Source organism: Halobacillus shinanisalinarum (assembly GCF_022919835.1).
GTDB lineage: Bacteria > Bacillota > Bacilli > Bacillales > Halobacillaceae > Halobacillus_A > Halobacillus_A shinanisalinarum.
The window spans coordinates 1,917,053-1,943,531 of sequence record NZ_CP095074.1 but is presented as its reverse complement, the minus strand read 5'-3'; the positions used below and the strand labels follow the sequence as shown (position 1 = coordinate 1,943,531).

Sequence of the window (26,479 nt, the reverse complement as noted above, 5' to 3'; positions counted from 1 at the left end):
ACAGAGATCAGCCCACCACATAAATAAAAGCCTATTTCCTTAGTGTACTAGTTTAGGGAATATTATAATATACATGGGTTATACAATGCTTTTTATCTTATTTGTCCAAACAATTCTTCCATCAATAATCGTACTTAAAATAGGGATATCTTTTATTTCTTCTGGAGGGCAGGTTACTGGACTATCTTCTAATACAACAAAATCTGCTTTCTTTCCAACCTCTATCGTTCCTTTATCGTCTTCTTCAAAATTTAATGCTGCTCCATAGCTTGTCATAGATTTTAAAGCCGTTAAAGCGTCTATTTTTTGCCCTTCTCCTAAAACATTTCCTTTACTAGTTAGCCGGTTGACTGCAGCCCAGACAGAGAATAATGGCGAAATAGGTGTGATTGGACAGTCCGAATGAAGTGTAAATAATAGATCTAGATCTACTGCCTCAGCTAAGGGGTTTAATCTCGCTGCCTTTTGCGGACCTAGAAAGATATCTCTGTGTCGTTCACCCCAATAATAAACATGATTAATAAAGAATGAAGCGGCAATACCGAGCTTTTTCATTAAATTTAAGTCATGATAAGAGGCCGTTTGGACATGCTCGATTCGATGGCGGTGATCTTCCCTAGGAGCCTTTTGGAGGGCCTCTTGAAGCGCACTAATATTTGATTCAATAGCCTTATCACCATTACCGTGGATGGCAATACGAAAGCCTCTTCTATGCAAATCTAATATTTCCTCATTGAATGCCTTTTGACCATGAAGCAGGGTACCTTTAACCGACTTGTCACTATAATAAGGGTCCCTAAGTGCAGCTGTATAACCCTGAATGGAACCATCTTGAAATAATTTCGCACTATCAAGTTTAACTTTGTTATTCGTTTTATTATTTAGCTCGTTTTGAATTTCTTTGGCGTTATAACCAGCAAAACGACCATCTTCTCCTAGTAAATGATGCAATATCATTAATCTCATTGACATCGGGTTTTTTCCAGAATTCACTGCTGCCAAATGAGCATCAAGTTCGCTTATCCCTTTGTCTAGTCCCACCCCTGCATCGGTACAAGTAGTGATTCCTTGAGATAGATAGGTTTGTGCAGCTTTTCCTATGTTTTCTATATTTTCCTCTTCATTAGATACGGGCAGGACAGGGAATACTTTTTCCAATGCAGGAATCTCATGAATCACTCCATTTAATCTTCCAGAGTCATCTCGCCCAAAAAAACCACCGTCTGGATTGAGCGTATCATCTGAGATGCCAGCCAATTCTAATGTTTTGGAATTTACTGTAGCAAAATGGCCTGAGATATGCCTAATAAATACTGGATTGTTTTGAGAAACCTGATCTAGATCGAACCTTGTTGGATGCCTTTTTTCGTTGAGTAATGTATCATCGTACCCCCATCCCATGATCCATTCCCCTGGCTTAGATAGTTGTGCTTTTTCATGAATTTTAGTTACAATTTGGCGAATATCATTCGTGTGGGGCGAGCGACAATCTATATCGTTTAACATTTGGCCATACATTAATAGGTGACTGTGGGTATCGATAAACCCTGGTAAAACTGTGGCCCCTTTTAAGTCTAATGTATAAGTGTTCGATGTGGTTGTATACGCACTCATATCAGGGGTTGATTCAGTGCATATTTCTACAATCCTTCCATTTGACACTAACAATGATTTTGCTGCTGTATTCCTTTGATCTAGCGTAATGATATTTGCGTTTGTTATGATCATATCAATTTTCATTCTGTTACCCCTCTCTAGTAAATTTGTGATTTTTTAGAATCATCAGGCTCGTCCATTCCTCTACGAGCAGATGGGAGGTCTTCCCAGAAAACGGCTTTTACGGTTTCACCAGGTGAGTGATTCGTTAATAAACTTACAACGATTAAAGTGACAATAGAGACGATAAAACCTGGTATGACTTGGTCAGTATCCATTGGAAACAATGGCCAAATTAGAGTGGTCATAAAGGCTGCTAACATACTTGAAATAACGCCTTTGTTCGTAGTTTTCTTCCACAACATGATTGCTAAAAAAGGGAATACTAGGGTGGTGGCAGATAATCGTAATGCCCATTGATACATACTAATAATATCAGTCATAAAATAGGCTATAATTACCGAAAGCAGGGCAATGATGACCACACTTAATCTGGAAACAAACATCATTTCTTTCTCTGAGGCTTCGGGTTTAAGAAGGCGGTGGTATAAATCCTGTGTGATATTTGAACTGCCTTGGAGAATGAAGGAGTCGGCCCCAGTCATTAAAGCGGATAGCAACCCAGTGATGACAATACCGCCTATCGCCGGAGAAAGCAGTTCCACCGTTACATAGGAGAAAATTAAATCAGGTTGGATATCTGAAGGTACAAATTGTCTTGCTATGAGTCCGATACTATAAGGCAAGACAGATATAAATAAGGCAATGACAAAACCTGTTAGTCCCGCTCTTATTGCCACTTTTTCTGTTCTCGAGGCAAAAATCCGCTGCCAGGTAGATTGCCAGATTAAATAGAAAGGAGCAACAGATAAAGCGAATAGTAAAACATTACCTAAGCCTTCAGCTCCAGTTGGCGTTAAATACTCTACAGGAGTATTGGCGATGACATTAGATAGGCCTCCACCAAATCTTAAGGCTGCAAATGCCAATAAAATAATCCCGATCAATAAAATAACACTTTGGATGGCATCTGTTACGATTGTGGCTACAAGTCCTCCGAGTATAGTGAACCCTAGTATTAAAGCAAAAGATAAAGCTATACCTATTTTTGGCTCTATACCGAACACCATATTAAATACAGTGCTCATTCCGACAATTTGAAGTGCTGTAGTTGGTACAGAGTAAATAAATGCAGAGAAGATGGAAGGGATGATCCCTGTTTTGGCTCCGAAACGTTCACCGAATAAATCAGCTATTGTGTAAAGTTTCTGTCTCCTTAGGGGTTTGCTGAAGAAAGCAATCAAAAGCATACTCGTTAGGTAAGCTGGTAAAGCAAACTTGAAAAAACCTGACATTCCTACAGTAAATCCCATTCCGATCCAGCCAATAAAAACAGCAGCCCCACAATTCGTACTGATAATTGTACCTACTATGTTCAAGAAGCCCATATTCCAACCCGCAATTAAATAAGAGTCTGAGGTTTTTACCTTAGTGAAGTAATAAAAACCAACGGCAAACATGAAAGCAAAATATCCAATCATATAACCTAAATACCACGACATCCATTTTCCTCCTATTAAAGGCTTAAATTTATAACGATTGAAACAATCACACCTAAGATGTTCATCCAAAGATGGCATGGACATTACTTTATTTAATTTAAACATTAATTAACTGAATAATGAATGTTTTCTGAATAAAAGTGGCATAGAAAATTGTAATAGTCATTATCAAAAACTCATATAAAAGGGTTAGTTCAGCGGGGTGACAGTGTTTTGTGTGGGTTTATACACCTTTAATAAACCATGCTAACTAAAACACATTGTAAATGGGATGTTTATCTTCTACTATTTTAATTATATGGAAATCAGAATTTTCTGAAGGTAACTATTTTAGTTAAAGGGTGATGTCTAATGATAAATATTGATCGATTAAGGGCAAGAATGACCGAGATGGCGAAAATAGGAGCCACACCAAATGGAGGAGTGACAAGGTTAGCTCTTTCAGAGGAAGATAAAAGAGCACGAAAGCTTTTTGTTAAATGGATGGAGGAAGTAGGTCTAGATACTAGAGTAGATGACTTCGGTAATATTTATGGTAAACTCCATGGGTTGGAAAGAGGTTTGCCAGTTGTAATGGCTGGATCTCACCTGGATACTGTTCCTAAAGGTGGTAATTTTGATGGAGTACTAGGTGTATTAGGGGCGCTAGAAGCTGTAGAGTCATTAATAGAACAAGGAGTAAAACCACTTCGATCGATCGAGTTAGTTTCATTTACAAATGAAGAAGGGGCTAGATTTACGCCTCAAATGCTAGGGAGTGGAGCTGTCACAGGTCAATTTACCAAAGACTATGTGTACACCCGTGAAGATAATAAAGGCTTTTTGTTTAAAGATGAGTTAGAAGCAATTGACTTTAAGGGGGAGGAATCTAATCGACCACGGGAGGTTAGCGCATTTATAGAGCTTCATATTGAACAAGGACCAATGTTGGAAATAGAGCAAAAAAGTGTTGGTATTGTAGAGGGAATTGCAGGTTTTTCATGGATGCAGGTGGAGGTAGCGGGACAATCGGATCATTCTGGTTCTACGCCAATGTCGATGAGAAATGATTCTTTGGTAAAAGCAGCCGCCATCATCCAAAAAATAAGTTTATGGGCTGAAAATAGGGATGAACAAACAGTTGCCACTGTGGGGAATATTACAACATCACCAGGAATCATTAATGCAGTACCAGGTGAAACTAAGTTTACGATTGATTTTCGCCATCCAAATAGAGAAGAATTATACAAAGGAATGGAAGAGATAAAACAATTGATTAAAACGGAAGTGGAAGAAAGTTCGCTGTCATCCACGGTTAAGGAAATTCGTACCCATCAGCCTGTACACTTCTCAAATGAAATTTGTACATTAATGGAGGGTACTTGTCGTTCATTAAGTCATCCTTATAAACATTTGATTAGCGGGGCGGGACATGACGCGATGTACATGCAGCATATAACTAATGCAGGAATGTTGTTTGTTCCGAGCATAAACGGTAAAAGCCATTGCGAAGAGGAAAATACGGAATGGGAAGATATAGAGTGCGGAATAGTAACACTCTTTCATGTACTAAATAAATTGGCGAATCAACCTTTAGGTGTAGCTTCGAACAATTTAAACAATAATATAAAACAATAGAGACTATCCACTTGATCACGTCTGTTATCCTCATCTGTGTGTCGAAAATCTAGTGCCTGCTTTGTTTTCGTAGACTTCTACGTAGAATTTACTTATTGGTCTATTTTTAACAGTTTATGTCCCGAAGTTAATACACCCATCAAAGAGTTCAAGCTGCCCACTGACTGGGGGTTAGCTTGAACTCTTTGTTTTAATCTTGTTCTTAGTAACTAAGCATCCTTTTTTGCAATATCAGATTCATTGTCTAGCGATGTAGACTCGTGGTCAAGTGTCTTTCCGAATACATTGTAGTCAAGTGATTCTTTTGGAATACTAGCGAGGTCCTTTCGTTTTACTGCGTAAAAAATTAGACCTAATATAACCCATATAAAGAGTGCGACCCAAGATGGTGTACCTAAAAACCCTGGTGATCCGGGGACAATGAGTAATAATAGGAAACCTATACTGCTAATCACACCCAATAATGTCATAGCTTTTTTAGAAGGTGAGATAGCTAATGTTTTGTTATTCCCTGATTCAGACCATCTAAACAGTCGATATGCCACCGCACAACAATAGAAATAAGCGATAGTAACCCCAATGGCTGACATATCAACAACCCACAATAATGCCTGTCTGCCAAAGAATGGTGCAAATAGAGTGACAATACATGTGAAGGCGATGCCGATATAAGGAGTTTCATACTTAGGGTGCAGTTTAGCAAAAGCGCGCGGGAGAATGTTTGCTCTTCCCATCGCAAATAGTAGTCTGCTTGTCGATACATAAAAGCCGTTTAATCCTGTGAAAATTCCCATACACAACGATAAAGAGAGTAATAGTACGCCAATCGTACCGTACGCGTTATTAACAACGTCACCAGTCCCCCATATCGTTTCTTGGTTAATCAGTGTTTGCCATGGCATTGCAACAGCAGTAGCTATAATGGTTAGTGAGTAGGTAACAGCGGCACAAATCAATGCAATAACGATAAGCTTAAATGCTTTCTGTGGAGAAAAGTTGAATTCTTCTGCTGCCTGTGGAATATTGTCAAAACCGACATAAGCCCAAGGAGAAATGGCAACGATCGCGATAACGGCTGCGACGGTACTCACTCCTGGTTTAAAAAGAGGTTGAATGTTTGTAAATGAACTAGAAGGATGAAGGATCATTGATATAACTAATAAGATTAAGCCCACAATTAGTGTAATGCAGAAGATAAATTGCATAAGTCCTGATAAGCTGGTACCTCGGATGTTTAAGTAGGCAAAAGCAATGAGCGCAAGGCAAGCGATCAGAACCTCACCAGCATATACTTCCCACCCGGCAATATTGTACATTAGTCCTTGCATCGCTACACTAGGAAGCACAAATTTTACTAATAGAGCCAGTGCTGAGGCATTCAATGCTACAATACACATGTAACCTAAGGTTAAAAACCATCCACAAAAGAAAGCATGATAGCGGCCAAATCCATAATAAGCATAAGCAAATTCTCCACCAGAAACAGGGAGTTTTTTAATGAGGTATCCATAACTCACCCCGATTAATATCATCAAAATAGCACCGATACTAAAACCGATAATTACTCCAAGTGGACCAGCTGCTGACATCCAATCTACAGGTAAAACAAAAGCCCCCCATCCTACAGCTGAACCAAATGCAATTGCCCAGACCCAATGCGGCTTCAACGTCTTTTTCAATTCACTTCTCTCTTCCATCTTTTTTCTCCCTTCATAACTTCATTTGTAAGCGCTATCAAACAAGGTCGAACAAAACTCTCATTATCTTAAGATCCTGAGCTGACTTTATTAAACCAAACTCTTAAGTTAGATTCAATGTTTTCAGTAAATTTAAATTATTCAAAATACGGATGGTGTTTATTCTTAAATTTGATAAGAAGGGTAAGGGGTCTTCGAAGGACCGCGTAGTTTGCTTTGTGTTCTTCTCCACCAACTGTATCAAGTATTAAAGAGGATCATCTTTTAATTGTATGTGTTCAGACTAGATTTACTTTAAGTGTGACCCCAGGTCCAAGGGAAGGGGATGGAGTGTAACTTGACAGAGCGTGCTACGTTGCTGGTGTTGAGAATAATTTAAATCATCTCTATAATTCGATTGAGGCCCTCATCAAGTACTGTCAAGGAAATATCTTGTTTCTCATTCGATTTGAACACACACTATAAGGAAAAAAATAAGAGTCAGGCTGTCGGAAAGATATCGACAGTCTGACTCATATTCCTCTATTATGAAACTAGCTTCTCACACTCATCAGCACATTTGCGACATGCTTCTGCACACTTTTGACAATGGTCATGGTCATGTTTGGCACACTCATCACCACATTGACGGCAGGCTTTAGCACATAATTGAGCGTATTCTTTCACAAAAGGTGTACCACGAGTTAATGCTTGCTCGAAGGAGGCGCAAATATCTGCACATTCACGGTCGAGCCGTATGCATTCAGCCATATCTTTCACATGGTCTTCTTGCAGACAAGATGTGAAGCAGTGGTTGCAGGCTTCCATACACTCGTGCAGGACTTCAATTACATTTTGATATTGTCTATGACTCATATAATACCCTCCTAAAATATGTCTTGCTTCTAGAGGATGTTCAAAAGTCACCAAATGGTTAAACGGCGAATTTCTTCTTTGCTCGGTTTTTAAGGTCCTCACGTATGAAAGGCATACGCTGTGGTCCTCAAAACTTTCGCACCTCGTGTCGACTTTGTCACTGGGTGTGACGAACTTTGTCGACGTTCTCATTCGTCAACTTTTTGAACACACACTACTATTATTTCCAGAGCAAGATGATTTAAAACATTAATTGGAGAGCTACATTTCCTCTTTAATTCCCCTTCTCACTAACAACCAATTAGCTGGATAGCTGGTAAGGAAACCCAAAATCATAGCAAGCTGCATCATAAACCAATACGTTGGTTCAGCTGGTTTTGGCGGAGTGGTAAATAATACAAAGTGTACAATAGCCATCCAGCCGAACATTCCTATTTCAAACGCAATCAAGGACAAAGAATCAGCCTTAATCGCCGCTTTAATAGACCCTGTGATACCTTGGTTTTTATTCATAGGATAAATGGCGTAAAATTGAAAAATAATACCAAACAAATAGGCTAAAATAAATTCCACCATGTAATGAGCAAATAGAGTGGAGCCCGCAATCGTCATCGCTGTTAAAGCGACAATAGGAACGCCTAACGCATCGCCTAATGTACAACCTGAAGAACAATGACTGGTAGATACAAAAACATTTGCTGGTCTGCCGCGGGTATCTGCTATATCTAAATCTTTGGCTTTTAACCGTCCCCACTTAAAATAAGTCCATAAAGCAAACGGTCCAAAGAACCAGCCATTGATCGGCCAGACAAAATTCATGATCTTCATCATTTGAGGATGTTTTATCACATCGACTACGATGATGGCAGAGCATATAAATCCTATACCCAGTGCTATCCAAGAAATAAGGGTTAACATTAGCACACCTCCTGTTACAGCATTTACTTAACATATACCCGGTATCGGTATTTAAATAAACGTATGATGCTTTTAAATAATGGGATGTAAATCTATTGACCTTAAATACCTATATAGGGTATATTGTAAAAAAGGAGGCTTAATAAAAAATGGATGAAAATATTTTGCCTGAAAATAGTGGGAAACAGCCTGTAACTCCAAGAACAGATGCAGAGAAGCAGGCGGTGTTAAATCGATTGAAGCGAATTGAAGGTCAAGTTAGAGGGATTCAAAAGATGGTGGAAAATGACCGCTATTGTGTCGACATACTTGTACAAATTTCAGCTATAAATAACGCATTAAATAAAGTAGGTTACTCTTTATTGGAGCGGCATACGCATCATTGTGTGGCCGGTGCGATTAAAAAAGGGGAAGGCGAAGAAGCTATTGATGAATTAATGAAAGTTGTTCAGCAGTTCTCCAAATAAGGGGGCGTGAATCGATGAGTGATCAAAAGAGTGTTAATGTTGGAATTACAGGCATGACGTGTTCCGCCTGTGCGACTCGTATTGAAAAAGTGTTAAATAAAATGGACGGCGTTGATGCTAGTGTGAACCTGGCCATGGAAAACGCCAGAATTAGCTATAACGTGGATCAGGTGCAGCCTAATGATCTAATCGAGAAAATTGAAAAACTTGGATACGGTGTTCAAAAGGAAAAAGTGGAACTCGATATCCATGGGATGACGTGCGCGGCATGTTCCACTCGCATTCAAAAAGGCTTAAGCAGAATGACGGGCATTGAAGCGGCCAGCGTGAATCTAGCCACGGAAGCCGGGGTTGTTGAATATGATCCGGGCTTCGTTTCCCTCGACGATATCATTGAAAAAGTCAAGAAGCTCGGTTACGAAGCTGTTGTAAAAAAAGATCGAGAGGAACAAAAGGATCATAAAAAAGAGGAAATCAATAAGAAAAAGAGACAGCTCTTCATTTCGGTGCTCCTTTCATTGCCATTATTGTACACAATGGTAGCACACCTGCCTTGGGATCTTGGTATACCAGTTCCTGCGCTTCTGATGAACCCATGGTTTCAGTTCCTACTTGCAACACCGGTTCAGTTTTATATTGGCGCACCGTTTTACCTCGGAGCTTATCGTGCTTTGAGTAACAAAAGTGCGAACATGGATGTACTTGTTGCCCTCGGGACGTCTGCGGCCTATTTTTACAGTGTTGTGGAAGCGATCCGTTGGCAGCTAAATCCAGACGTTATGCCTGAGCTATACTTTGAAACAAGTGCGGTGTTGATCACGCTGATTTTGGTAGGGAAATTGTTTGAGGCCCTAGCGAAAGGACGAACAACAGCAGCGCTAACGAAACTTCTTAGTTTACAAGCGAAGGAAGCGACCGTCCTGCGTAACGGGGAAGAGGAAGAGATCCCTGTTGATCAAGTACAGGTTGGTGACGTGTTACTTGTCAAACCGGGAGAGAAGATTCCTGTTGATGGAAGTGTGACGAAAGGGCAATCTTCCATTGATGAATCAATGATTACGGGGGAATCATTGCCGATCGAAAAATATGAAGGCGATGCCGTAATCGGTTCAACGATTAACAAGAACGGTACGCTAAAGGTGAAAGCTGAAAAAGTCGGGAAAGACACAGCTTTAGCAGGGATTGTGAAAATTGTTGAAGAGGCCCAAGGGTCCAAGGCGCCTATCCAACGGACAGCTGATGCGATCTCAGGTATTTTTGTACCTATAGTTGTTGGTATCGCGGTTCTTACTTTCTTAGCATGGTATATATTCGCTGCCCCAGGTGAGCTGCCCTTGGCACTTGAAGCAGCAATTGCAGTTTTAGTCATTGCCTGTCCCTGTGCACTCGGTCTTGCCACACCGACCTCGATTATGGTTGGTACCGGCAAAGGAGCCGAGAAAGGAATCCTCTTTAAAGGGGGAGAATATTTAGAAGGCACACAACAATTAGATGCCGTCCTGTTAGATAAAACGGGTACAGTGACGAAGGGAAAACCAGAAGTGACAGACTTTGTTGCTTTAGAGGACGATGAAAAAGCGATTTTAGCTGATTTAATCACTGCAGAAAAAGCATCGGAACATCCGTTAGCAGAAGCGATTGTTGCATATGGTGAAGAAGACGATGTAGAAATAAAAGAAGCGGATCACTTTGAAGCTATACCTGGTCACGGGATCCAAGCTCAAATAGAGGGAAGGCAGGTTTTCGTTGGGACTAGAAAACTGATGAAGCGTGAAAATATCAGCTTTGAGGAGCATGAAGAGAAGCTGTCCCAACTTGAGAAACAGGGCAAAACAGCCATGCTTATTGCCACTGATGGAGCTATAAAAGGGTATGTTGCTGTTGCCGATACGGTGAAGGAAACGTCGAAGCAGGCGATTCATGATCTGAAGTCGCTCGGAATCGATGTGTTTATGATCACCGGGGATAACGAGCGAACGGCCCGTGCCATTGCCGACCAGGTGGGAATTGGTGGGGTATTTGCTGAAGTGCTGCCCGAACAGAAGGCTGAAAAGGTCAAAGAACTTCAGCAGCAGGGACAAAAGGTAGCTATGGTTGGTGATGGCATTAATGACGCTCCTGCGTTAGCAACAGCTGATATCGGTGTCGCGATCGGAACTGGTAGCGACGTAGCTATTGAAACAGCAGATGTCACGCTAGTCGGAGGTGATCTTGAACATCTTAGTAAGGCGATCGTTCTCAGTAAAAAAACGATGAAAAATATTCGCCAGAACTTGTTCTGGGCACTAGCTTACAACACAGCTGGAATCCCCATTGCTGCAATAGGGTTGTTGGCCCCGTGGGTCGCGGGTGCAGCGATGGCGTTCAGTTCGGTTAGTGTCGTTAGTAATTCGCTGCGTTTGAAGCGAGCGAAAATATAAAATTTTATGAAGGGAAGATGTTGAAATGCAAACAACGTTACAAGTAAAAGGAATGACTTGCGGTCACTGTGAGGCAGCTGTAAAAGGAGCACTTAAGGATTTGAATGGCGTACAAGATGTAAATGTTGACCTTACTTCAGGTAGAGTGGATGTCTCTTACGACGGCGATGTAAGTAATGCTGAAATGGAAGAGGCAATCGAAGAACAAGGATATGATGTTGTTTCCTAAAACAGAGATATCTGTTCTTTTTAGGACAGGATACGAAAGATCCCAAGGTACTAGTATGAATGTGCCTTGGGATCTTTTTTATTTGGTCATGAAACTTAATGGTTCTAAAGCGTGATAATCGTTGACGAAATTCATGGAGAAACATATACTATCAGAAATAATCAAACAAATATTAGAATGTAGGTGATCAAATGGTAAAAGAAACATTGAAAAGAAACATAAAGGATACATGCGATACGTTTTGTTTTGATGAACAAAAAGTAAATCGGATTCAACCTCAAGTTGAGAAGGTTCAAGGAGTTGAGCTGATTTTTAAAGCTTTATCTGACGCTACGCGGCTAAAAATAGCCTATGCCCTAACGTTAGAGGAAGAATTATGTGTATGTGATGTCGCAAATATTATCGGGTCGACCACTGCTACGGCATCTCACCACTTGCGACTCTTACGAAATATGAGATTAGCGAAATACCGCAAAGAAGGAAAATTGGTGTTCTATTCCTTAGCAGATGAACATGTGCACCAACTTGTTTCTATTGCCATGATTCACTCTAACGAGGGAAATAAGACTGAACAAGTCTGAGGATAGGACGGGGGATTCGAATGAGCAATATAGAAAAACAAATGCAGGGAAACTGTTGTACAGATGATCATTGTTCATCAAAGCAGACAACTCAAACAGCTGCAAATTCGGAAGAAAACACTTCATGTTGCGAAGGTGAACGATGTGGAAATAAAAGCGATCAAAATTCTCAAAAAGTAGCTCCAACTCCTGCTTGCTGTGGGGACAATGATTGTAATGAGAACAACGATAGCGATGATCAAAGTACCACGTCACTTGAAACATTCGAGTATCAGATCAAAGGGATGGATTGCCCTTCTTGTGCTGCAACCATCGAAAAAAGCCTTGCGAAAACCAAAGGGATCACAACAGTGAAAGTCAACTACGGTACCGGTAAAATGGCTGTGGGCGCTGATCATTCTTCAGTTTCAGAGCAAATCCCGAAACAGATCCGTAAATTAGGATTTGAAGCTGAGTCCATTCCTGCCAAGAAGAATACGCAAAGCTATAAGATAGAGGGAATGGATTGTGGATCCTGTGCGATGACCATTGAAAAGCATCTTACAAAGAATCCTAACGTAAAAGAGGTAAGTGTAAATTTTTCTACAGGAAAAATGAATATTAACCACGATACCAATCAAGAGGAGATTATAAAGGAAGTAGAAAGGGCCGGTTTTGTTGCCTCTCTGGAATCCAGTAAACAACAACAGGAGGGATCTTCTGGAAATAAACAAAAGGGTGTAACAACAACGATTTCTGGGCTCCTTTTAGCCTTCGGATTCTTTGGCTCCTTTGCTAATGTTTCTCCTTTCTTGATCACAATTTTGTACGCTGCATCGATCGTTATCGGAGGGTATAAGCCAGCTAAAAGTGCTTTTTATGCGATTAAAAGCGGATCACTAGATATGAACGTATTAATGGCATCCGCAGCTATTGGAGCAGCGCTTATTGGTGAATGGTTTGAAGGAGCGATGGTGGTTTGGCTGTTTGCGTTAGGGAATACACTGCAAAACAGGTCGATTGAACGTACAAGGGAATCCATTCGGAGTTTAATCAACCTTACTCCATCTGAAGCTTCCGTCAAAATGGGGGGGAGTTGGTACGTAAACCTGTGGAGGACGTTTCCATCAATGATACGATCATCATCAAGCCAGGGGAGAAGATCCCACTTGATGGAGAAATTATTTCAGGATCGTCAAGTATCAATCAAGCTCCTATCACCGGGGAATCGATGCCCGTTGATAAGCAACGAGGCGATACGGTTTATGCTGGAACAGTAAATGAAAATGGATCATTAGAGGTTACGGTAACCAAGTTAGTAGAAGACACGACGATTGCTAAGATTATTCATCTCGTAGAGGAAGCGCAAGAGAAAAAGGCCCCTACACAAGCGTTTGTTGATCGTTTTGCAAAAATTTACACACCGATTGTTTTCGGCCTTGCCCTCCTTATAATGGTTCTCCCGCCGTTATTAGGGTTAGGAACATGGGGAGAATGGCTTTATAAAGGTCTCGCTTTATTGGTAGTTGCTTGCCCTTGTGCTTTAGTGATTTCCACGCCTGTAGCCATTGTTTCGGCCATTGGAAATGCGGCCAAAAATGGTGTTTTGATAAAGGGTGGTACATTTTTAGAAAAAGCAGGAGCTATTAAAACCATAGCCTTTGATAAGACAGGGACATTGACAGAGGGAAAACCAAAAGTTTCTGAAGTCATAGCTATCCATGGAAATGAAAGAGAACTGATAAGCATTACACGAACCATCGAAGAACACTCCACCCATCCCATTGCTCAAGCGATTACAACCTACGCAACGGAACGGAACATTCATGCAAAAAATGGGGATTCTTTCAAAGCCATTGCTGGCAAAGGCGCACAGGCAACAATTAATGGTGTGGAATATTTCGCTGGTAATCCTAAATTATATCATGAAATGGGGGTTCCTCTTACAGATCTAGAGGATCGCATTCAATCTCTGCAGAAAGATGGTCACACACTCGTAGTGGTAGGTACGCGCTCAGAGGCCCTTGGCGTCATTGCTGTGGCTGATACGATCCGGGATATTACCGTTCAATCCATTCAGAATCTCAAGCAAGTGGGAATGGGAGAAATGGTGATGCTGACAGGTGATAATGAAGGAACAGCCAAGAAAATTGCGGCCCAAACCGGTGTAGATCGGTACTTCGCTGAACTATTGCCCGAGGATAAGGTAACAGCTGTGAAGAAACTGCAGGATGAAGGTAAGAGTGTCGCCATGGTTGGAGACGGCATTAATGATGCTCCAGCCCTTGCCACAGCTGATCTTGGGATTGCGATGGGCGGTGCAGGAACGGATACGGCAATGGAAACGGCAGACATTGTCTTAATGGCGGATAATTTAGAAAAGCTTCCTCATACGATTCGTTTGAGTAGAAGGGCATTAACCATCATCAAACAAAATGTTTGGTTCTCATTGCTTACAAAATTGGCTGCATTATTTTTAATTTTCCCGGGAATTTTAACCTTATGGATGGCTGTGTTAAGTGATACAGGGGCTGCCTTGTTAGTAATACTCAATAGCATGAGGTTATTAAAGCAGAAATAGGAAGGTGTAGACCTTCCTATTTCTTTTGCTGTTTAATTAAGGGGGAAATATTTATCTTCAAGCTGACATTAAATCTTTAAGCGCTAATCAATTTTCAACAGTCCCCTTTTTTCTATTTTCTTGAACTTTCCAGAGCCTTCCCGGCCAAAATGAAAATCTACCCAAAACTGCTGTGATTGACGGGACAAATAATGGTCTTACGATAAATGTATCTAGTAAGACACCTATTGCAGTCACTGTTCCAAATTGAACCAGTACTTGCAATGGCAGCACGGCTAGAACGGAAAAAGTTCCTGCAAGAATCAAGCCGGCTGAACCTATGACACTACTTGTTTCACTTACACCTTCGCGAATGGCTTGTTTAAGAGGCATATATTTTCTCTTTTTCCAAATGCTTGAAACCATAAAAATGTTATAATCCTCACCTAATGCCACGAGAAAGACGAAGGCATAGACAGGAATTAATCCTTGCATCGCATCGGCACCAAAAACAAAATCTAGGATTAACCATCCGAGCCCCAGGGCTGCGAGATAGGATAATACAACTGTCGCTAGCAGATAGACCATAGCAACGATGGAACGCAGGTAAATGAGTAACAAGGCAGCGATGATAATCAGTACAGCCGGGATGATGATGGATTGGTCACGCTTTGTCACTTGTTTTGTATCATAAAGAGTCGCTGTTTCTCCACCAATCCACACATTTTCAGCTGGATTTTCGATGCCATTTTTTCCAAGTACATTCTCTATTTTATTTTTAATAGCTGGAATGGCTTGAATGGATTCTTCGGAATATGGATCAATAGACAAGGTGACTTCATATTTCAAAAAGGATGTACTAGAGCCTTCTACAGGGCCACTGACTTCTTCTACGTTAGAAGTAGAAGCCAGTGTGTTTTTAACATTTACTTCTTCTCCATCAGTATTGACAATCACTTCTAGGGGAGCAATTTCTCCTGGTGGATAATGCTCGGCAATGATCGAGAATCCTTCACGTGATGGCATATCTTCTGGAAAAGAGTCTAGTAAACCGTACGTATAGTCTATTTTGGGCACGAATAGTGCAAGGCCACCTAATAAAATCGTACAGGAAATGATAATGATCCAGGGTTTATCTGTAGCCCATCTTCCAATCACCTGATTGATGAGTCCTGTGGATTTGGGTCTGCGAATAGGTTTTCCTTTTTCTTGTTCGCGTTTTTGAATCATCTCTTCGGTACGAGGGATGAAGGGTACAAATGCAATTCGACCAAGTATGGCCAATATGGCTGGCAGTAAGGTTAACGCGGTGATTCCGATAATTAAAATAGACAGGCTGAACGGCACAGCAAATCTGTCGTAGGAAGCATAATGCGCTAGTCCTAGGGTTAAAAGCCCTGTTACCGTGGTCAGAGCACTAATCATAATTGCGCCACCCGTACCAGTGAGTGCTTTTTGTAAGGCTGCATACTTATCTGGTTCCATCCGCAGTTCATCACGATAGCGGGATATCAAAAATAAGCAGTAATCAGTCCCAGCACCAAATAATAATACGGTCATAATCGAAATCGCCTGGGAATCGACAACGATCCATCCTTGATCAGCCATAAAACCAAGTAATGGGCTGATTAAGCCATAGGCTATTCCTACAGCCACAAGTGGAACAAGTGCAAGGATTGGGGATCGATACAAAATAATTAACAATACTAATACAAGGACGACCGTTGCGATTAATAAGGTTACGTCTGCATTACTAAATAATTCGGTCGCATCCGTCTGGATACCGACTGGACCTGTAAAACGTACATGCAACCCGTCGTCAGAAGTGGAATCATTAAAGATCGACTTGTCGGTCCTTGCTATGATTCTCTCCTTTAACTGATCTAGTGATCGCTGCAATGATTCGGTCGAAGCACTTTCTTGGAAAAAGACCGGGGTGGTCAGGGCTGCTCCATCCTCAGAACTTGCTTCAACTAAGGATTGCTGTGGTGCTTTTGCAAATGGAGGAATTAGCTTTTGGTTACTCACTGGATCTTCCTCAAGACCTCCGTAAAGTTGTTGGATAAGTTGGTAATCCTCTTCCGTCAGTCCGCCATTTCGGTGCCAGACGACCAGCAGCGGCACGCCGGATTCATTAGAGAATTGTTCGGATGAAATCTTAGAGGCTTGCACTGACATCGCATCTTCCGGCAACAATTGGTTCGATTTCGTTTCTTCTTGATTTACCTGGGGCCAAACAAAAGATAGGATTACAACGAACAAAAGCCAAACGAACACAGTTAACCATCTTGTTTTTGAACTAGCAACGATAAGACCCCAATTTGTCAATAAACTTTTCAAAGGCAATCTCCCTTTCCTTTGGATAACGACTATGCTCTTTAAACATACCTGATTATTTGGATTCCAGATGTAATAATTATATATACTGGATAGTTAATTATCAAATATCTCATATTTCTGATCAGCAAAACCTCTATGTTATACTTGTTTTGACTCTTATTGTGAGGAGTAAAGATATGGCGAGAAATACAAACCGCTCTCTAGGAAGACCGCCTAACTACAAGCATAAACAACCTACAAACGAACGTATTTTAAAAAAAGCATCCCAGCTTTTTTTAGAAAACAGTTATCAAGGTGTATCTATGGATGATGTGGCAAAGGCATGTGATGTGACAAAAGCATCTGTTTATTATTATTACAAAACCAAGTCAGAACTTTATACCGAGGCCATGATTGAGCTTATGTATCGAGTCCAAAGTCAGATAGTAAAATTACTACGTGAGGAAGAGCCTTTTTATACAAGACTTTTAAACGTGGCTGAGGCCTATTTATCTGTGTCCATCGATTTGGATACTGAGCGCTTTATCTATAGTGCAAAAAATATGGTTTCCAATCATCAATTGGAAACCATTCAAAATGCGGAAGAATCGATGTATCACGCCATGGAGGATTACTTTAAAGAAGCTATAGATCAAGAGGAGATCTTGCCTATTAATCCAACCTTTGCTGTTCATGCTTATATTTCTTTATTGCAAACTGGTCATTATAAAAATGGATCTGGTAACGCGATTTTTCCCTCCTCAAAAGAGGCTGCCACACAAATAGTGCGTTTTTTTTGGAAGGGATTGACAAACTAAGCTTTTGAATAGCTTATATCCTTTGTATAGAAGTCATGAGATTTATTTTCAAGCGAATACAGTAAGGTTTGCGCGGAGTAGGGTTTCGTCCGCCGTTCTTGCAGGGGTAACAATCATGTCATTTGGGTAGGAGACGCCGTCGCAAAAAAAAGATGGATGTGTACATCTTAACCCCAGCTTTTGTATCTCGAAAATCGGCCCATTCATACTAATTCAGACACATGGAAATGGTTTGATGAATCAATCAAATGAATGTTCCCAAGAGCCTTGTCGGTCTTCTTGGGACCGAATAGCTGGTGTAGCTTTTGAACCAACTGATGCAGGGTGACTGGAAAACCTCTGGTAGTATATCACCTAGTTTTCGGGAAAATTGCGATTTACTGATACTTACGATACCGGCCATTCTTAGTACACGTTTCTTACGTTTTACCTTTTCACTTATACGCCTTAAACTAGGTAGTCCTTGCAGCTGGGCATAGATGAAAAGCTTCGCAAACGTAAGAACATCAAGCTTTTTGACATACTTATCGATTTGGACAGGACTATCATACCCTAATTATAAGGGTTTTTTTTATGTCATTCATAGCTAAGAAATTTATACCAAATTTTATTTTAACGCTAGTGATTTATTATACAGAGTTAAATGATAAGACTGGTGTTTAGCACCAATTAACTGTGCCATGGAGGGATTATCACTTATTTTAATTATTGATGACGAATTGGTGACCAAACTCCCAACAACCATCAAAACATCCAAAAAGAACCTAATCACATCATAAATAGTGCTAACTAATTGCGATTTTATCAGGTTTCATTTATATTAGTTATAAGAAAACTGAATAAACAATCCTTCGGGGCAGGGTGAAAAATCCCGAATCAATCGTTGAAATAAAGCACCGCAAACCTTGATTTAACAAGGTTTGCGGTTTTTGATTTTTAATGAGGATTTCTACTTGTTGACGAATTGTTGACGAAGTTGTTCGGGTCATATGTTTCAAAACTTGTCAGCGATGGATCGTTTGCTTTTTTTGTGATGTTTCCATAAAACTGTTCACGTTGATCTACGTAATTCAATGATGAATTAATAAAAATTTCTTTGTACTATTCAAAACGACCGTGCAGTTTTTAGTGGTTTGTAATGAATAAATATTCCGTATTCCATAGTCATTTTTTACACCTAACGGGGTCTACGATGGATCGCGCTATTGAAGAATTTTCATATATAACCAATCATGATCATAAGAAAAATTATCCAAAGGGCTGTCTTATTCACGACTCAACTATGGTATAATCAGCCTTAGATAGTTGCTTAATCATACTGCCTTTTTGCAGGTTGAATAGGGTGTCGGCTAATCCCCATGTCGGAACGGAAGGGGGTGATGCCTGTGAGCATTTATGAATCGCTGATGGTTATGATCGCTTTTAGTACACTAGTTGTATCGATCATTGCTTTAATTGTGGCGATTTTGCGCATAAAAAAATAGACTCCCTATTCCGCCAAAGAACCGGGTGAGTCTATTTTTTCAATAGTCCATGCCCTAAAGAGCAACTATCTAGGGGGTCACAGGATACAACTGTGATCCCTTTCCTTATATTTATCCTATTTCTGTCTTTATCATACCATATTTTCAGAAAAAGGTTAAATGTTAGTCGGTTAAAACCCTTACTCATAATGACCGCCAATTTTCTTACTCCGTTCAGGTGGAATAACTATTCAAAAAATAACGGTAAGCTGCTCTTACTTTTTAGGCGTGGTGGGTCACCAATGTGTTTTTACTATTCCCTTTTTAAATACTAAATATGGATATTCAATTTTTAGCCCCCATTAGTTCTGTTTCTCAATTTCACTCAATCTCTGAATTAAACGATGAAATAAAGCACCGCAAACTTTGATTTAATAAGGATTGCGGTTTTTGCGCTTTTAATGGGGATTCCTATTTGTTGAGAAATTGTCAACGAAGTTGTTCGGGTCATATTTTTCAAACTTGTCAGCGGTTGATCTTTTTGCTTTTTTTGTGAGATGTCCATAAATATCAGAAGTGATTCTAGAACTTGAGTGGCCGGCCCGTTCTTGAATTGCTTTTAACGATTCTCCTTCTTCCATAAGTAGAGTAACCATGGTATGGCGAAGATCGTGAAGTCGAATATTTTTAATATAATACTTCTTCTTGATTTTAATCCATCGACCAGTGGCGGTTTGGGGCCAATATGGCCTTCCAGTACCACTGTGAAAAATAAATTGATAGTTATCTTCTTCCCATATATCGGATAGTTGCGTCCTTTCCTTCAACCACTTACGTTTAAACTGGTTTAGTTCATTCATATACCATTGAGGCATTGTTACATGCCTAGACCGTTCATCCGTTTTAGTGCTTTTTATATGAGGTTCACCTTTTTCAAATGTAGGAATACTATACTTTACTATGATTTCCCCATTCTCAAAGTCAATATCAGACCATTGAAGAGCAATAACTTCGCCTCGACGCAAACCGCCTACAGTTGCTGTTAAAAAGTACATACGCCAAGCAGGGGGTTCACTTTCTAGAGCATAAAATAACTTGCCGACCTCTTCAGGTTCTAAATAGTTCATTTCTTTTTTCCGAATTTTTGGTCTGCTTAGATCTTTCATAGGACTCACTTTAATTACTTGCCATTCGACAGCTTTATTAAATATTACGCGTAATGTCTTATCTATTTCGTACATACTGGAGTCAGACAAGCCCTTTTTTGCATATTTAGCTGCACCTGGTTTAGAAGTTTCATCCATAAAGTTAACAACATGGATAGGTTTAATATCAGATATTCGTTTATGACCGAAGTAGGGTATAATGTAGTTTTTGAGCTTTTCTTCATAGTTTTGTCGAGTACGAAGTGCTAAAGTCTTATTAGCATATTTTTCTTTCCAATCTCTCGCAAACTCATGGAAACTTCTCTTCTCCGGGGCGATATACTCACTAGATTCAACCTCCATCTGAAAACTAACAAGCTCTTTTTGTAAATAGTTCTCAAGCTTACGTTTGGTTTTCAGTAGTGCTTTATCATCTATACGTATTGTTCTAGTTCTCTTTTTCCGCTTACCCTTCGCATCATATCCTGCTTCTACGACTAATAAAAAAGAATTATCCCCACGTCTTTGGTAGCTGGTCATTATGTACACCTCCTAGATACATCTTAAATTACCTTTACTATGTTGCTTGGTACTTATTGCCCGACGTTTAATTTGTTTAAGCCTTTCCTCACATAGACCCTGGGAAATCTTAAAGTCATTAGACCATCTTTCTATAATTTCAGGATCATTTAAATTGTAGTTTTTTACCATGTGATGAGGAAGTGCAGCATATAGAGTGTAATGCTTTGCATCACGTTCTTGAAGTTCTCGGAAGGCTGCTGTCATCATTGTTTGTTTACCAACATGCCTAACGGCGTGACAAAGCTCGTGAAAAAACTGTTCACGTTGATCTATATAGTTTAATGATGAATTAATAACAATTTCTTTGTACCCTCCAAAACGGGCGTAAACGGTTTTAAGTGGTTTGTAATGAATGAATATTTCGTATTCCATAGCTATTTTCTTGATATTGAGGTCTACCGGGTATAGAAACCTACGTTTTTTATACCAATGAGATACCCAATCTTCTAATTCAGTAGTTGTATAGGCTGGGAAATTCAAATTAATCACCTTCCTTTACAACATTATACAAACGTACGTTCCCATTTTTCAAATGAATAAGTTTATATATGAGTAGCTGTGATAGATAAATATGTAACAAAAAGGTATGGGCCTTGAGCGGAAATATAATAGATGACTTTATACGAACAGGCCAGATTGTTGAAGAAACGAAGGAATTTTGAAAAGGAGGCGAAGTTTTAATTATGCTCCTAAAAAGGTGTAAGTAATGTTGGAGGTGAGAACATCACAATGATACGAACAGAACCTATTATTGCCGTAAAAGATGTAGAAGCTAGTTCGAAATGGTATCAATCACTGCTGAAATGTAAAAATACACACCATGATGAAAGGGTTTTTGATCATAATTTGGATATTTATGGAAAATTATGCTTTGTCTCCACCATAGGGTGATCAGGACCACCCCTCGTTAATGGATCCTAATAATGGGGAGGTTGGCAACGGCCTCTTGCTCTTTTTTCGTGTTAGCGACTTTGATGAGGCGTGGGAAAGAACACAATCTCTCGTAATAACGATTGGCGAAAAGCCTCATCTTAATCTATTAGCGGGGCACAACGAACTCTCAGTACGTGATTTAGATGGTTATTATTATGTGACAGTCTGTTCACCTTATTTGAGTAAACATTAAACAAAAGGGCACAAAAACGGAATAAGGGAAGCAACAAAATTCGCATTATCGATCAGTCTATTATCGCATGGCAATAATCAAACTAATGTCGCCAGCATTAACTTTGGTCGTGTTTAGTTGGGTTTATTGTGTCTTACAATCATTGATTAGAAAAATTCATGGGAAATACTTAAATACTTTACAAAAGTGTTTCATTTCCATTCGTTGTTCGGAAAGACAGCATTGATAATGTTTAATATTGATTTTAGTTCAACTGATGAAGATCGGATGATATTAGAGACAACCAATATTTGAGCGAAAAAATGGAAAAACACTTCCTTTATGTGGTAACTGGAAGTGTTATGAACTGAATGAAGAAAAAGCCGACGATATTCGTTTAACAGCAGGGTTATATGATAGAAAAGGTAAATTCTTAGGAACGCAAGAGTGAGGTAATTTGTAAAAAAACTTTTAAAAATGAAAAAATTCAGATACTATGAATAAATAGTATTATGTAATGATTGAGCAAAGCTTGAATCACAAAATAAAATTATTATTGGGGGTAGAGAGAAATGAATAAGAAAACATTATTTAGACTTGTGACGTTGTTTGTACTATTGATAGGAGTCGCGGGTTGCGGAGCCAATGGATCAGAGGCTTCAAAAGAGTCGGATGAAGCTGAAGGATCTCAGCAAACTTCCATCGAAATTGGAATGTTAAAGCTTACAAGTTCTGCACCTTTATTTATCGCTTTAGAAAAGGGATTTTTTAAAGAGGAGGGCATTAATGCAGACGTAAAATGGTTCGAGGCTGCACAACCGGTAGCAGTAGCAACAGCATCTGAAGATGTAGACGTTGGCGCAACGGGGATTACAGCTAGCCTGTATAACATGGTAGCTGGAGGCCAAAAACTGGTTATCACTGCAGATAAAGGAAGGGAGCAGGAAGGTTATTCTTCCACTGCCTTATTAGTGCCAAATGATTCACCGATTGAAAGCATTGAAGCGCTGAAGGGGAAAAAGATTGGAATTACACAAACAGGATCTACTTATCATTATATGACAGGTAGATTGTTAGAAGAGCACGGTTTATCGGCAGATGATGCGGAACTTGTCCCGTTGAATAGTATACCGGGGCTTATGGAGTCTTTAAAAAGTAAACAAGTGGATGCTGTTCTATTAAATGAACCAAACGTGACAAGAGTAGTTGAAGAGGGGTATGGTAAAGTAATTGCACAAGTCGGAGAGGAAATGGATTATCAGATTTCTGGAATCTTCTTCTCTCAAGCATTTGCTGATGATAAGGAAGCAGCTAAGAAATTCCTAAAAGCATATGCCAAAGCTACTCGTTTCTATTATGATGCTGTACTTACAAAGGAAAACGGCAAGATTGTTCCTGGAGAAAATTACGATGAAGTTGTTAACATCATTGCCGAATATACTGATCAGGATCCTGATGTGATAAAAAAAGGGCTTCCATATATGGACCGTGATGGAAAACTACTCGCATCTGATATTCAGACACAGATAGATTGGTACGCGAAAGAAGGCTTAATTAACAAAGCCATTGATGCAGACAACATTGTAAATACCGAATTATTAGATGAAGCGCTGAATTAGGCAGGTGATGTAAATGAAGATTGTCATTGATGATGTAGAGAAAACCTTTAAGGGATCTAAAAAAAGTGATGTCACTGCATTAAAAAATATCAACTTTGCTATTAGAGAAGAAGAATTTGTCGCACTTGTTGGACCGAGCGGTTGTGGAAAGTCCACACTTTTAAACATTGTCGGCGGTTTAATGTCCCCGACAAACGGTGAAGTTTACTTTGAAGGAATGGAAAAAAAGCGTCCAAATTTAGGAATTGTATTTCAAGAAATTGCTTTGTTCCCATGGCGCACCGTTTATGAAAATGTGATTTATGGCCTGCAAGAGCAAAAGTTCAGTAACCAAAAGCAAAAAGAAATAGGGGATTACTACATTGACATGGTTGGTTTAAACGGATTTGAAAACGCACTTCCCAAACAGTTGTCAGGGGGTATGAAGCAAAGAGCAGGTATTGCCAGAGCACTTGCGATAGAACCTGACTTACTGTTAATGGATGAACCTTTTTCTGCTCTTGATGAACAAACCCGTACGTTGATGCAGGAAGAACTTCTGACAATATGGAACCGTACGAAATTAAGCACGCTTTATGTAACCCATAATATTCAGGAAGCTGTCTATTTGGCTGATAGGGTGATTGTATTATCCCGACACCCGGGTCAAATAAAGCGTATCATCGACATTGATTTGCCAAAAGTGGGAAGGAAAGCGGAGAAATACCGTACCCAGTTTGAAGAGTACGCGGATCAAATCTGGCAGCTTATCCGCCATGATGCGGCAGTAGCTTTAAAGGAGGGGGGATAACATGGAAAAGCAGCGTCAAATAATTACGAACCGGGTTGCATTTCTAGAGAAAAGGATTCCGGTCTATGCGTCTGTTTTAGGCTTGGCAGGTATATTAATATTGTGGGAAATCATAACGAGTTTGAATATTATCCCTCCTCTATTTCTACCTGCACCTTCAGCTATTTTAATAGCTGGATGGGGTATGATAGTAAGTGGCGAATTGCATGAGAATCTTTTTGCAAGCTTATATCGAATTGTTATTGGATATTCAATTGGGGCAACGTTTGGAATCATAATTGGACTTATCGTTGGTTTTTCTAAATGGGCTGATGCCATTGTAACCCCAATTATATATTCTATTTATCCGATTCCCAAGATTGCCTTGTTGCCTTTGTTTATTTTATGGCTAGGTATAGGAGAATTATCAAAGGTTACGATTATCTCCTTAGGTGTCTTTTTCCCGGTAGTAATTAATACATTTTCCGGAGTGAAAAACGTGGATCAGATGCTGATTAAAGCAGCAGTTACGTTTGGATCAAATCACATTAATGTCATTCGAAAAGTAATATTGCCAGGGGCGCTCCCAATGATTTTTGCGGGATTAAAGCTTGCGGCAGGAACATCACTTCTTTTGCTCGTATCTGCAGAAATGATTGCCGCTCAGAAAGGTATTGGCTCAATGGTACTGCATTACGGAAATCTGATGATTACCACAAAACTGATGGTTGGCGTTCTCGTTTTATCCTTGCTTGGATTAATTTTTAACCGAGGACTACAATGGTTGGAACATAAGCTAATACCTTGGAGTTAGCGGTAGTAAAAAATGCTCTAGTTAAGAAAAAAGCTGTCCTAATAGGTGATTACTTTTCACCTTAGAATAGCTTTTTTTTAAGTAAAAGGTACCAGGCCGGCACCAACGATTTAAATGGTTTTAAAATCGCCAACTTGCGTGAAATTGTTTTTTGATGCAACTTTAGGATGTGCATCATACTTCTATAAACAAATTTTAAATCACTTACTTTTAATCTACAATAAAAAAGGTTCTTGAAAAATCATACAAATAAAAAGCAAATAAGTAACCCAACATTTATTGTGTTACTTATTTGCTAGGACGTCCAAACTCCGTTCAAAGATGGTGAGCCTTAAAAATAAAATGGGGAGAACAGAGATCCAAGATCTCATACTAATAAAGATATGCAGTATCAAGCCATTAGCACTAGATATATTAAACAAAATTAGCTGGAAATTTTTAATGATCAATATTACATAATATAGCAGGATTTTACTCTTTTCATAACGAAAGGAGTTATAAAGGAGTGTGTATAAATGGATAGATATGAAGAATTATCTGGTCTAATAAACAAAATGACCGAACAAGAAGCAAAAGAAAAATTGCTTGAGGTATTTTCTTATGTCAAAGACAAAGGCGTACGAGGATCAACAGAGATTGATCAATTTAGGAAAATAGAAAAATTGTATAAAACAAAGGTTGTTCGAGTTCTTTAATAGGGTTGTACATCCTTAAAAGGAGATATTCTATGAACTATAGTAATTTTATCAAAACCATTGCTAATTCCGCCAGAGCCGATTGGCTGTATGATGATGATTTTGGAAGATACGTGTATGAAAAAGATATAAGATTTTCGATAGTAAATGACAGGGAATTTGATCGGAAATTTGAAGAAAAATGGGTTGAGAGATTCTCAGATGTAACTGCACATGCTAATAGATTTAATATGATGTTTAATGCCTCAGTTGTAGAAACTTTTTATGCAGCTGCTGTAGATGGTTATCGAGTGTTGATTCCATATCCTGAAATTTCAAAAATGTCAATCTCCTTAGGACAATATTACATAGGAAGGATTCTTAATATTCCCTATTGCAATAAGAATGAATATGACAGCTATTTTTGAGAAGGCAAATATTACCATAGATTGAGTCGAACGATAATAAATATAGATTGTTAGAGGTGTTAACCCATGCTGCTTTAAAATGGGGTGCGCCACCGCCACACGAATAACAAGCTAAGAAAGCAGGGAAGAAAAGGAAATATAGAAAGCTTAGATGTTATTACGAAAGTACTTCCAGAAGGTCAAAAAGTAATATTAGTTGGAA

21 protein-coding genes and 1 pseudogene are annotated in these 26,479 nt (G+C 39.5%); 13 read left to right on the top strand and 9 right to left on the bottom strand.

The window, feature by feature from the left end; genetic code table 11:
• Positions 1-78: 78 nt before the first annotated feature.
• Both MUO14_RS09650 and MUO14_RS09645 read right to left on the bottom strand, forming a co-directional pair.
• The gene (locus MUO14_RS09650; protein ID WP_244755012.1) at positions 79-1,740 is read right to left on the bottom strand and encodes an amidohydrolase; all 1,662 of its coding nucleotides are present in this window, start codon (positions 1,738-1,740) and stop codon (positions 79-81) included.
• 14 nt (positions 1,741-1,754) lie between these two features.
• On the bottom strand, positions 1,755-3,218 hold the full coding sequence (locus MUO14_RS09645; RefSeq protein WP_244755011.1) for a sodium:solute symporter family protein: 1,464 nt from the start codon (positions 3,216-3,218) through the stop codon (positions 1,755-1,757).
• Positions 3,219-3,569: 351 nt separating this feature from the next.
• Between MUO14_RS09645 and MUO14_RS09640 the strand changes: the two genes are divergently transcribed.
• On the top strand, positions 3,570-4,835 hold the full coding sequence (locus tag MUO14_RS09640; RefSeq protein WP_244755010.1) for a Zn-dependent hydrolase: 1,266 nt from the start codon (positions 3,570-3,572) through the stop codon (positions 4,833-4,835).
• A gap of 209 nt (positions 4,836-5,044) precedes the next feature.
• Here the strand turns inward: MUO14_RS09640 and MUO14_RS09635 are convergent, their stop codons facing one another.
• The 3 genes from MUO14_RS09635 to MUO14_RS09625 all read right to left on the bottom strand — a co-directional run bounded on the left by MUO14_RS09635 (position 5,045) and on the right by MUO14_RS09625 (position 8,305).
• Positions 5,045-6,532 (bottom strand): APC family permease, encoded by a 1,488-nt coding sequence (locus MUO14_RS09635; protein ID WP_244755009.1) that lies wholly within the window; start codon positions 6,530-6,532, stop codon positions 5,045-5,047.
• A gap of 525 nt (positions 6,533-7,057) precedes the next feature.
• Positions 7,058-7,387, bottom strand: a complete 330-nt coding sequence (locus MUO14_RS09630) for a four-helix bundle copper-binding protein (protein WP_244755008.1) — start codon at positions 7,385-7,387, stop codon at positions 7,058-7,060.
• Between the two features lie 261 nt (positions 7,388-7,648).
• Entirely contained in the window at positions 7,649-8,305 is a 657-nt protein-coding gene (locus MUO14_RS09625; protein WP_244755007.1) for a DUF4396 domain-containing protein, read from the bottom strand.
• A 149-nt stretch (positions 8,306-8,454) separates the two neighbouring features.
• On the opposite strand from MUO14_RS09625, the gene MUO14_RS09620 reads away from it, so the two are divergent.
• The 5 genes and pseudogenes from MUO14_RS09620 to MUO14_RS09600 all read left to right on the top strand — a co-directional run bounded on the left by MUO14_RS09620 (position 8,455) and on the right by MUO14_RS09600 (position 14,562).
• Positions 8,455-8,772, top strand: a complete 318-nt coding sequence (locus MUO14_RS09620; protein WP_244755006.1) for a metal-sensing transcriptional repressor — start codon at positions 8,455-8,457, stop codon at positions 8,770-8,772.
• A 14-nt stretch (positions 8,773-8,786) separates the two neighbouring features.
• On the top strand, positions 8,787-11,192 hold the full coding sequence (locus tag MUO14_RS09615) for a heavy metal translocating P-type ATPase (RefSeq protein ID WP_244755005.1): 2,406 nt from the start codon (positions 8,787-8,789) through the stop codon (positions 11,190-11,192).
• 25 nt (positions 11,193-11,217) lie between these two features.
• Complete coding sequence (copZ, locus tag MUO14_RS09610) at positions 11,218-11,421, top strand: copper chaperone CopZ (protein ID WP_244755004.1); 204 nt, start codon at positions 11,218-11,220, stop codon at positions 11,419-11,421.
• Between the two features lie 191 nt (positions 11,422-11,612).
• Positions 11,613-12,002: an ArsR/SmtB family transcription factor gene (locus tag MUO14_RS09605; protein WP_244755003.1), complete on the top strand. Its 390-nt coding sequence runs from the start codon at positions 11,613-11,615 to the stop codon at positions 12,000-12,002.
• Between the two features lie 20 nt (positions 12,003-12,022).
• Positions 12,023-14,562: pseudogene (locus MUO14_RS09600) on the top strand (heavy metal translocating P-type ATPase).
• Positions 14,563-14,649: 87 nt separating this feature from the next.
• Here the strand turns inward: MUO14_RS09600 and MUO14_RS09595 are convergent.
• Positions 14,650-16,881 carry an MMPL family transporter gene (locus tag MUO14_RS09595; protein ID WP_244755002.1) on the bottom strand — a complete coding sequence of 744 codons (2,232 nt, stop codon included), beginning with the start codon at positions 16,879-16,881 and terminating at the stop codon, positions 14,650-14,652.
• A 176-nt stretch (positions 16,882-17,057) separates the two neighbouring features.
• Between MUO14_RS09595 and MUO14_RS09590 the strand changes: the two genes are divergently transcribed.
• On the top strand, positions 17,058-17,678 hold the full coding sequence (locus MUO14_RS09590; protein WP_244755001.1) for a TetR/AcrR family transcriptional regulator: 621 nt from the start codon (positions 17,058-17,060) through the stop codon (positions 17,676-17,678).
• 244 nt (positions 17,679-17,922) lie between these two features.
• Here the strand turns inward: MUO14_RS09590 and MUO14_RS09585 are convergent, their stop codons facing one another.
• Positions 17,923-18,159, bottom strand: a complete 237-nt coding sequence (locus MUO14_RS09585; RefSeq protein ID WP_244755531.1) for a hypothetical protein — start codon at positions 18,157-18,159, stop codon at positions 17,923-17,925.
• Positions 18,160-19,063: 904 nt separating this feature from the next.
• On the opposite strand from MUO14_RS09585, the gene MUO14_RS09580 reads away from it, so the two are divergent.
• Positions 19,064-19,162, top strand: coding sequence for a putative holin-like toxin (locus tag MUO14_RS09580; protein WP_244755000.1), 99 nt, complete (start codon positions 19,064-19,066; stop codon positions 19,160-19,162).
• A gap of 437 nt (positions 19,163-19,599) precedes the next feature.
• Here the strand turns inward: MUO14_RS09580 and MUO14_RS09575 are convergent, their stop codons facing one another.
• Positions 19,600-20,826, bottom strand: coding sequence for a tyrosine-type recombinase/integrase (locus tag MUO14_RS09575; RefSeq protein WP_244754999.1), 1,227 nt, complete (start codon positions 20,824-20,826; stop codon positions 19,600-19,602).
• A gap of 12 nt (positions 20,827-20,838) precedes the next feature.
• Positions 20,839-21,348 carry an ImmA/IrrE family metallo-endopeptidase gene (locus tag MUO14_RS09570; protein WP_244754998.1) on the bottom strand — a complete coding sequence of 170 codons (510 nt, stop codon included), beginning with the start codon at positions 21,346-21,348 and terminating at the stop codon, positions 20,839-20,841.
• A 1,197-nt stretch (positions 21,349-22,545) separates the two neighbouring features.
• On the opposite strand from MUO14_RS09570, the gene MUO14_RS09565 reads away from it, so the two are divergent.
• From MUO14_RS09565 to MUO14_RS09545, 5 genes are all read left to right on the top strand, one after another.
• A complete protein-coding gene (locus MUO14_RS09565; RefSeq protein WP_244754997.1) occupies positions 22,546-23,592 on the top strand; it encodes an ABC transporter substrate-binding protein in 1,047 nt (348 codons plus the stop codon).
• A 13-nt stretch (positions 23,593-23,605) separates the two neighbouring features.
• Positions 23,606-24,382, top strand: coding sequence for an ABC transporter ATP-binding protein (locus MUO14_RS09560; protein WP_244754996.1), 777 nt, complete (start codon positions 23,606-23,608; stop codon positions 24,380-24,382).
• Position 24,383: 1 nt separating this feature from the next.
• A complete protein-coding gene (locus MUO14_RS09555) occupies positions 24,384-25,175 on the top strand; it encodes an ABC transporter permease (RefSeq protein ID WP_244754995.1) in 792 nt (263 codons plus the stop codon).
• A gap of 515 nt (positions 25,176-25,690) precedes the next feature.
• Positions 25,691-25,870, top strand: a complete 180-nt coding sequence (locus tag MUO14_RS09550) for a hypothetical protein (protein ID WP_244754994.1) — start codon at positions 25,691-25,693, stop codon at positions 25,868-25,870.
• A 32-nt stretch (positions 25,871-25,902) separates the two neighbouring features.
• Positions 25,903-26,277: a hypothetical protein gene (locus tag MUO14_RS09545; protein WP_244754993.1), complete on the top strand. Its 375-nt coding sequence runs from the start codon at positions 25,903-25,905 to the stop codon at positions 26,275-26,277.
• Positions 26,278-26,479: the final 202 nt, after the last annotated feature.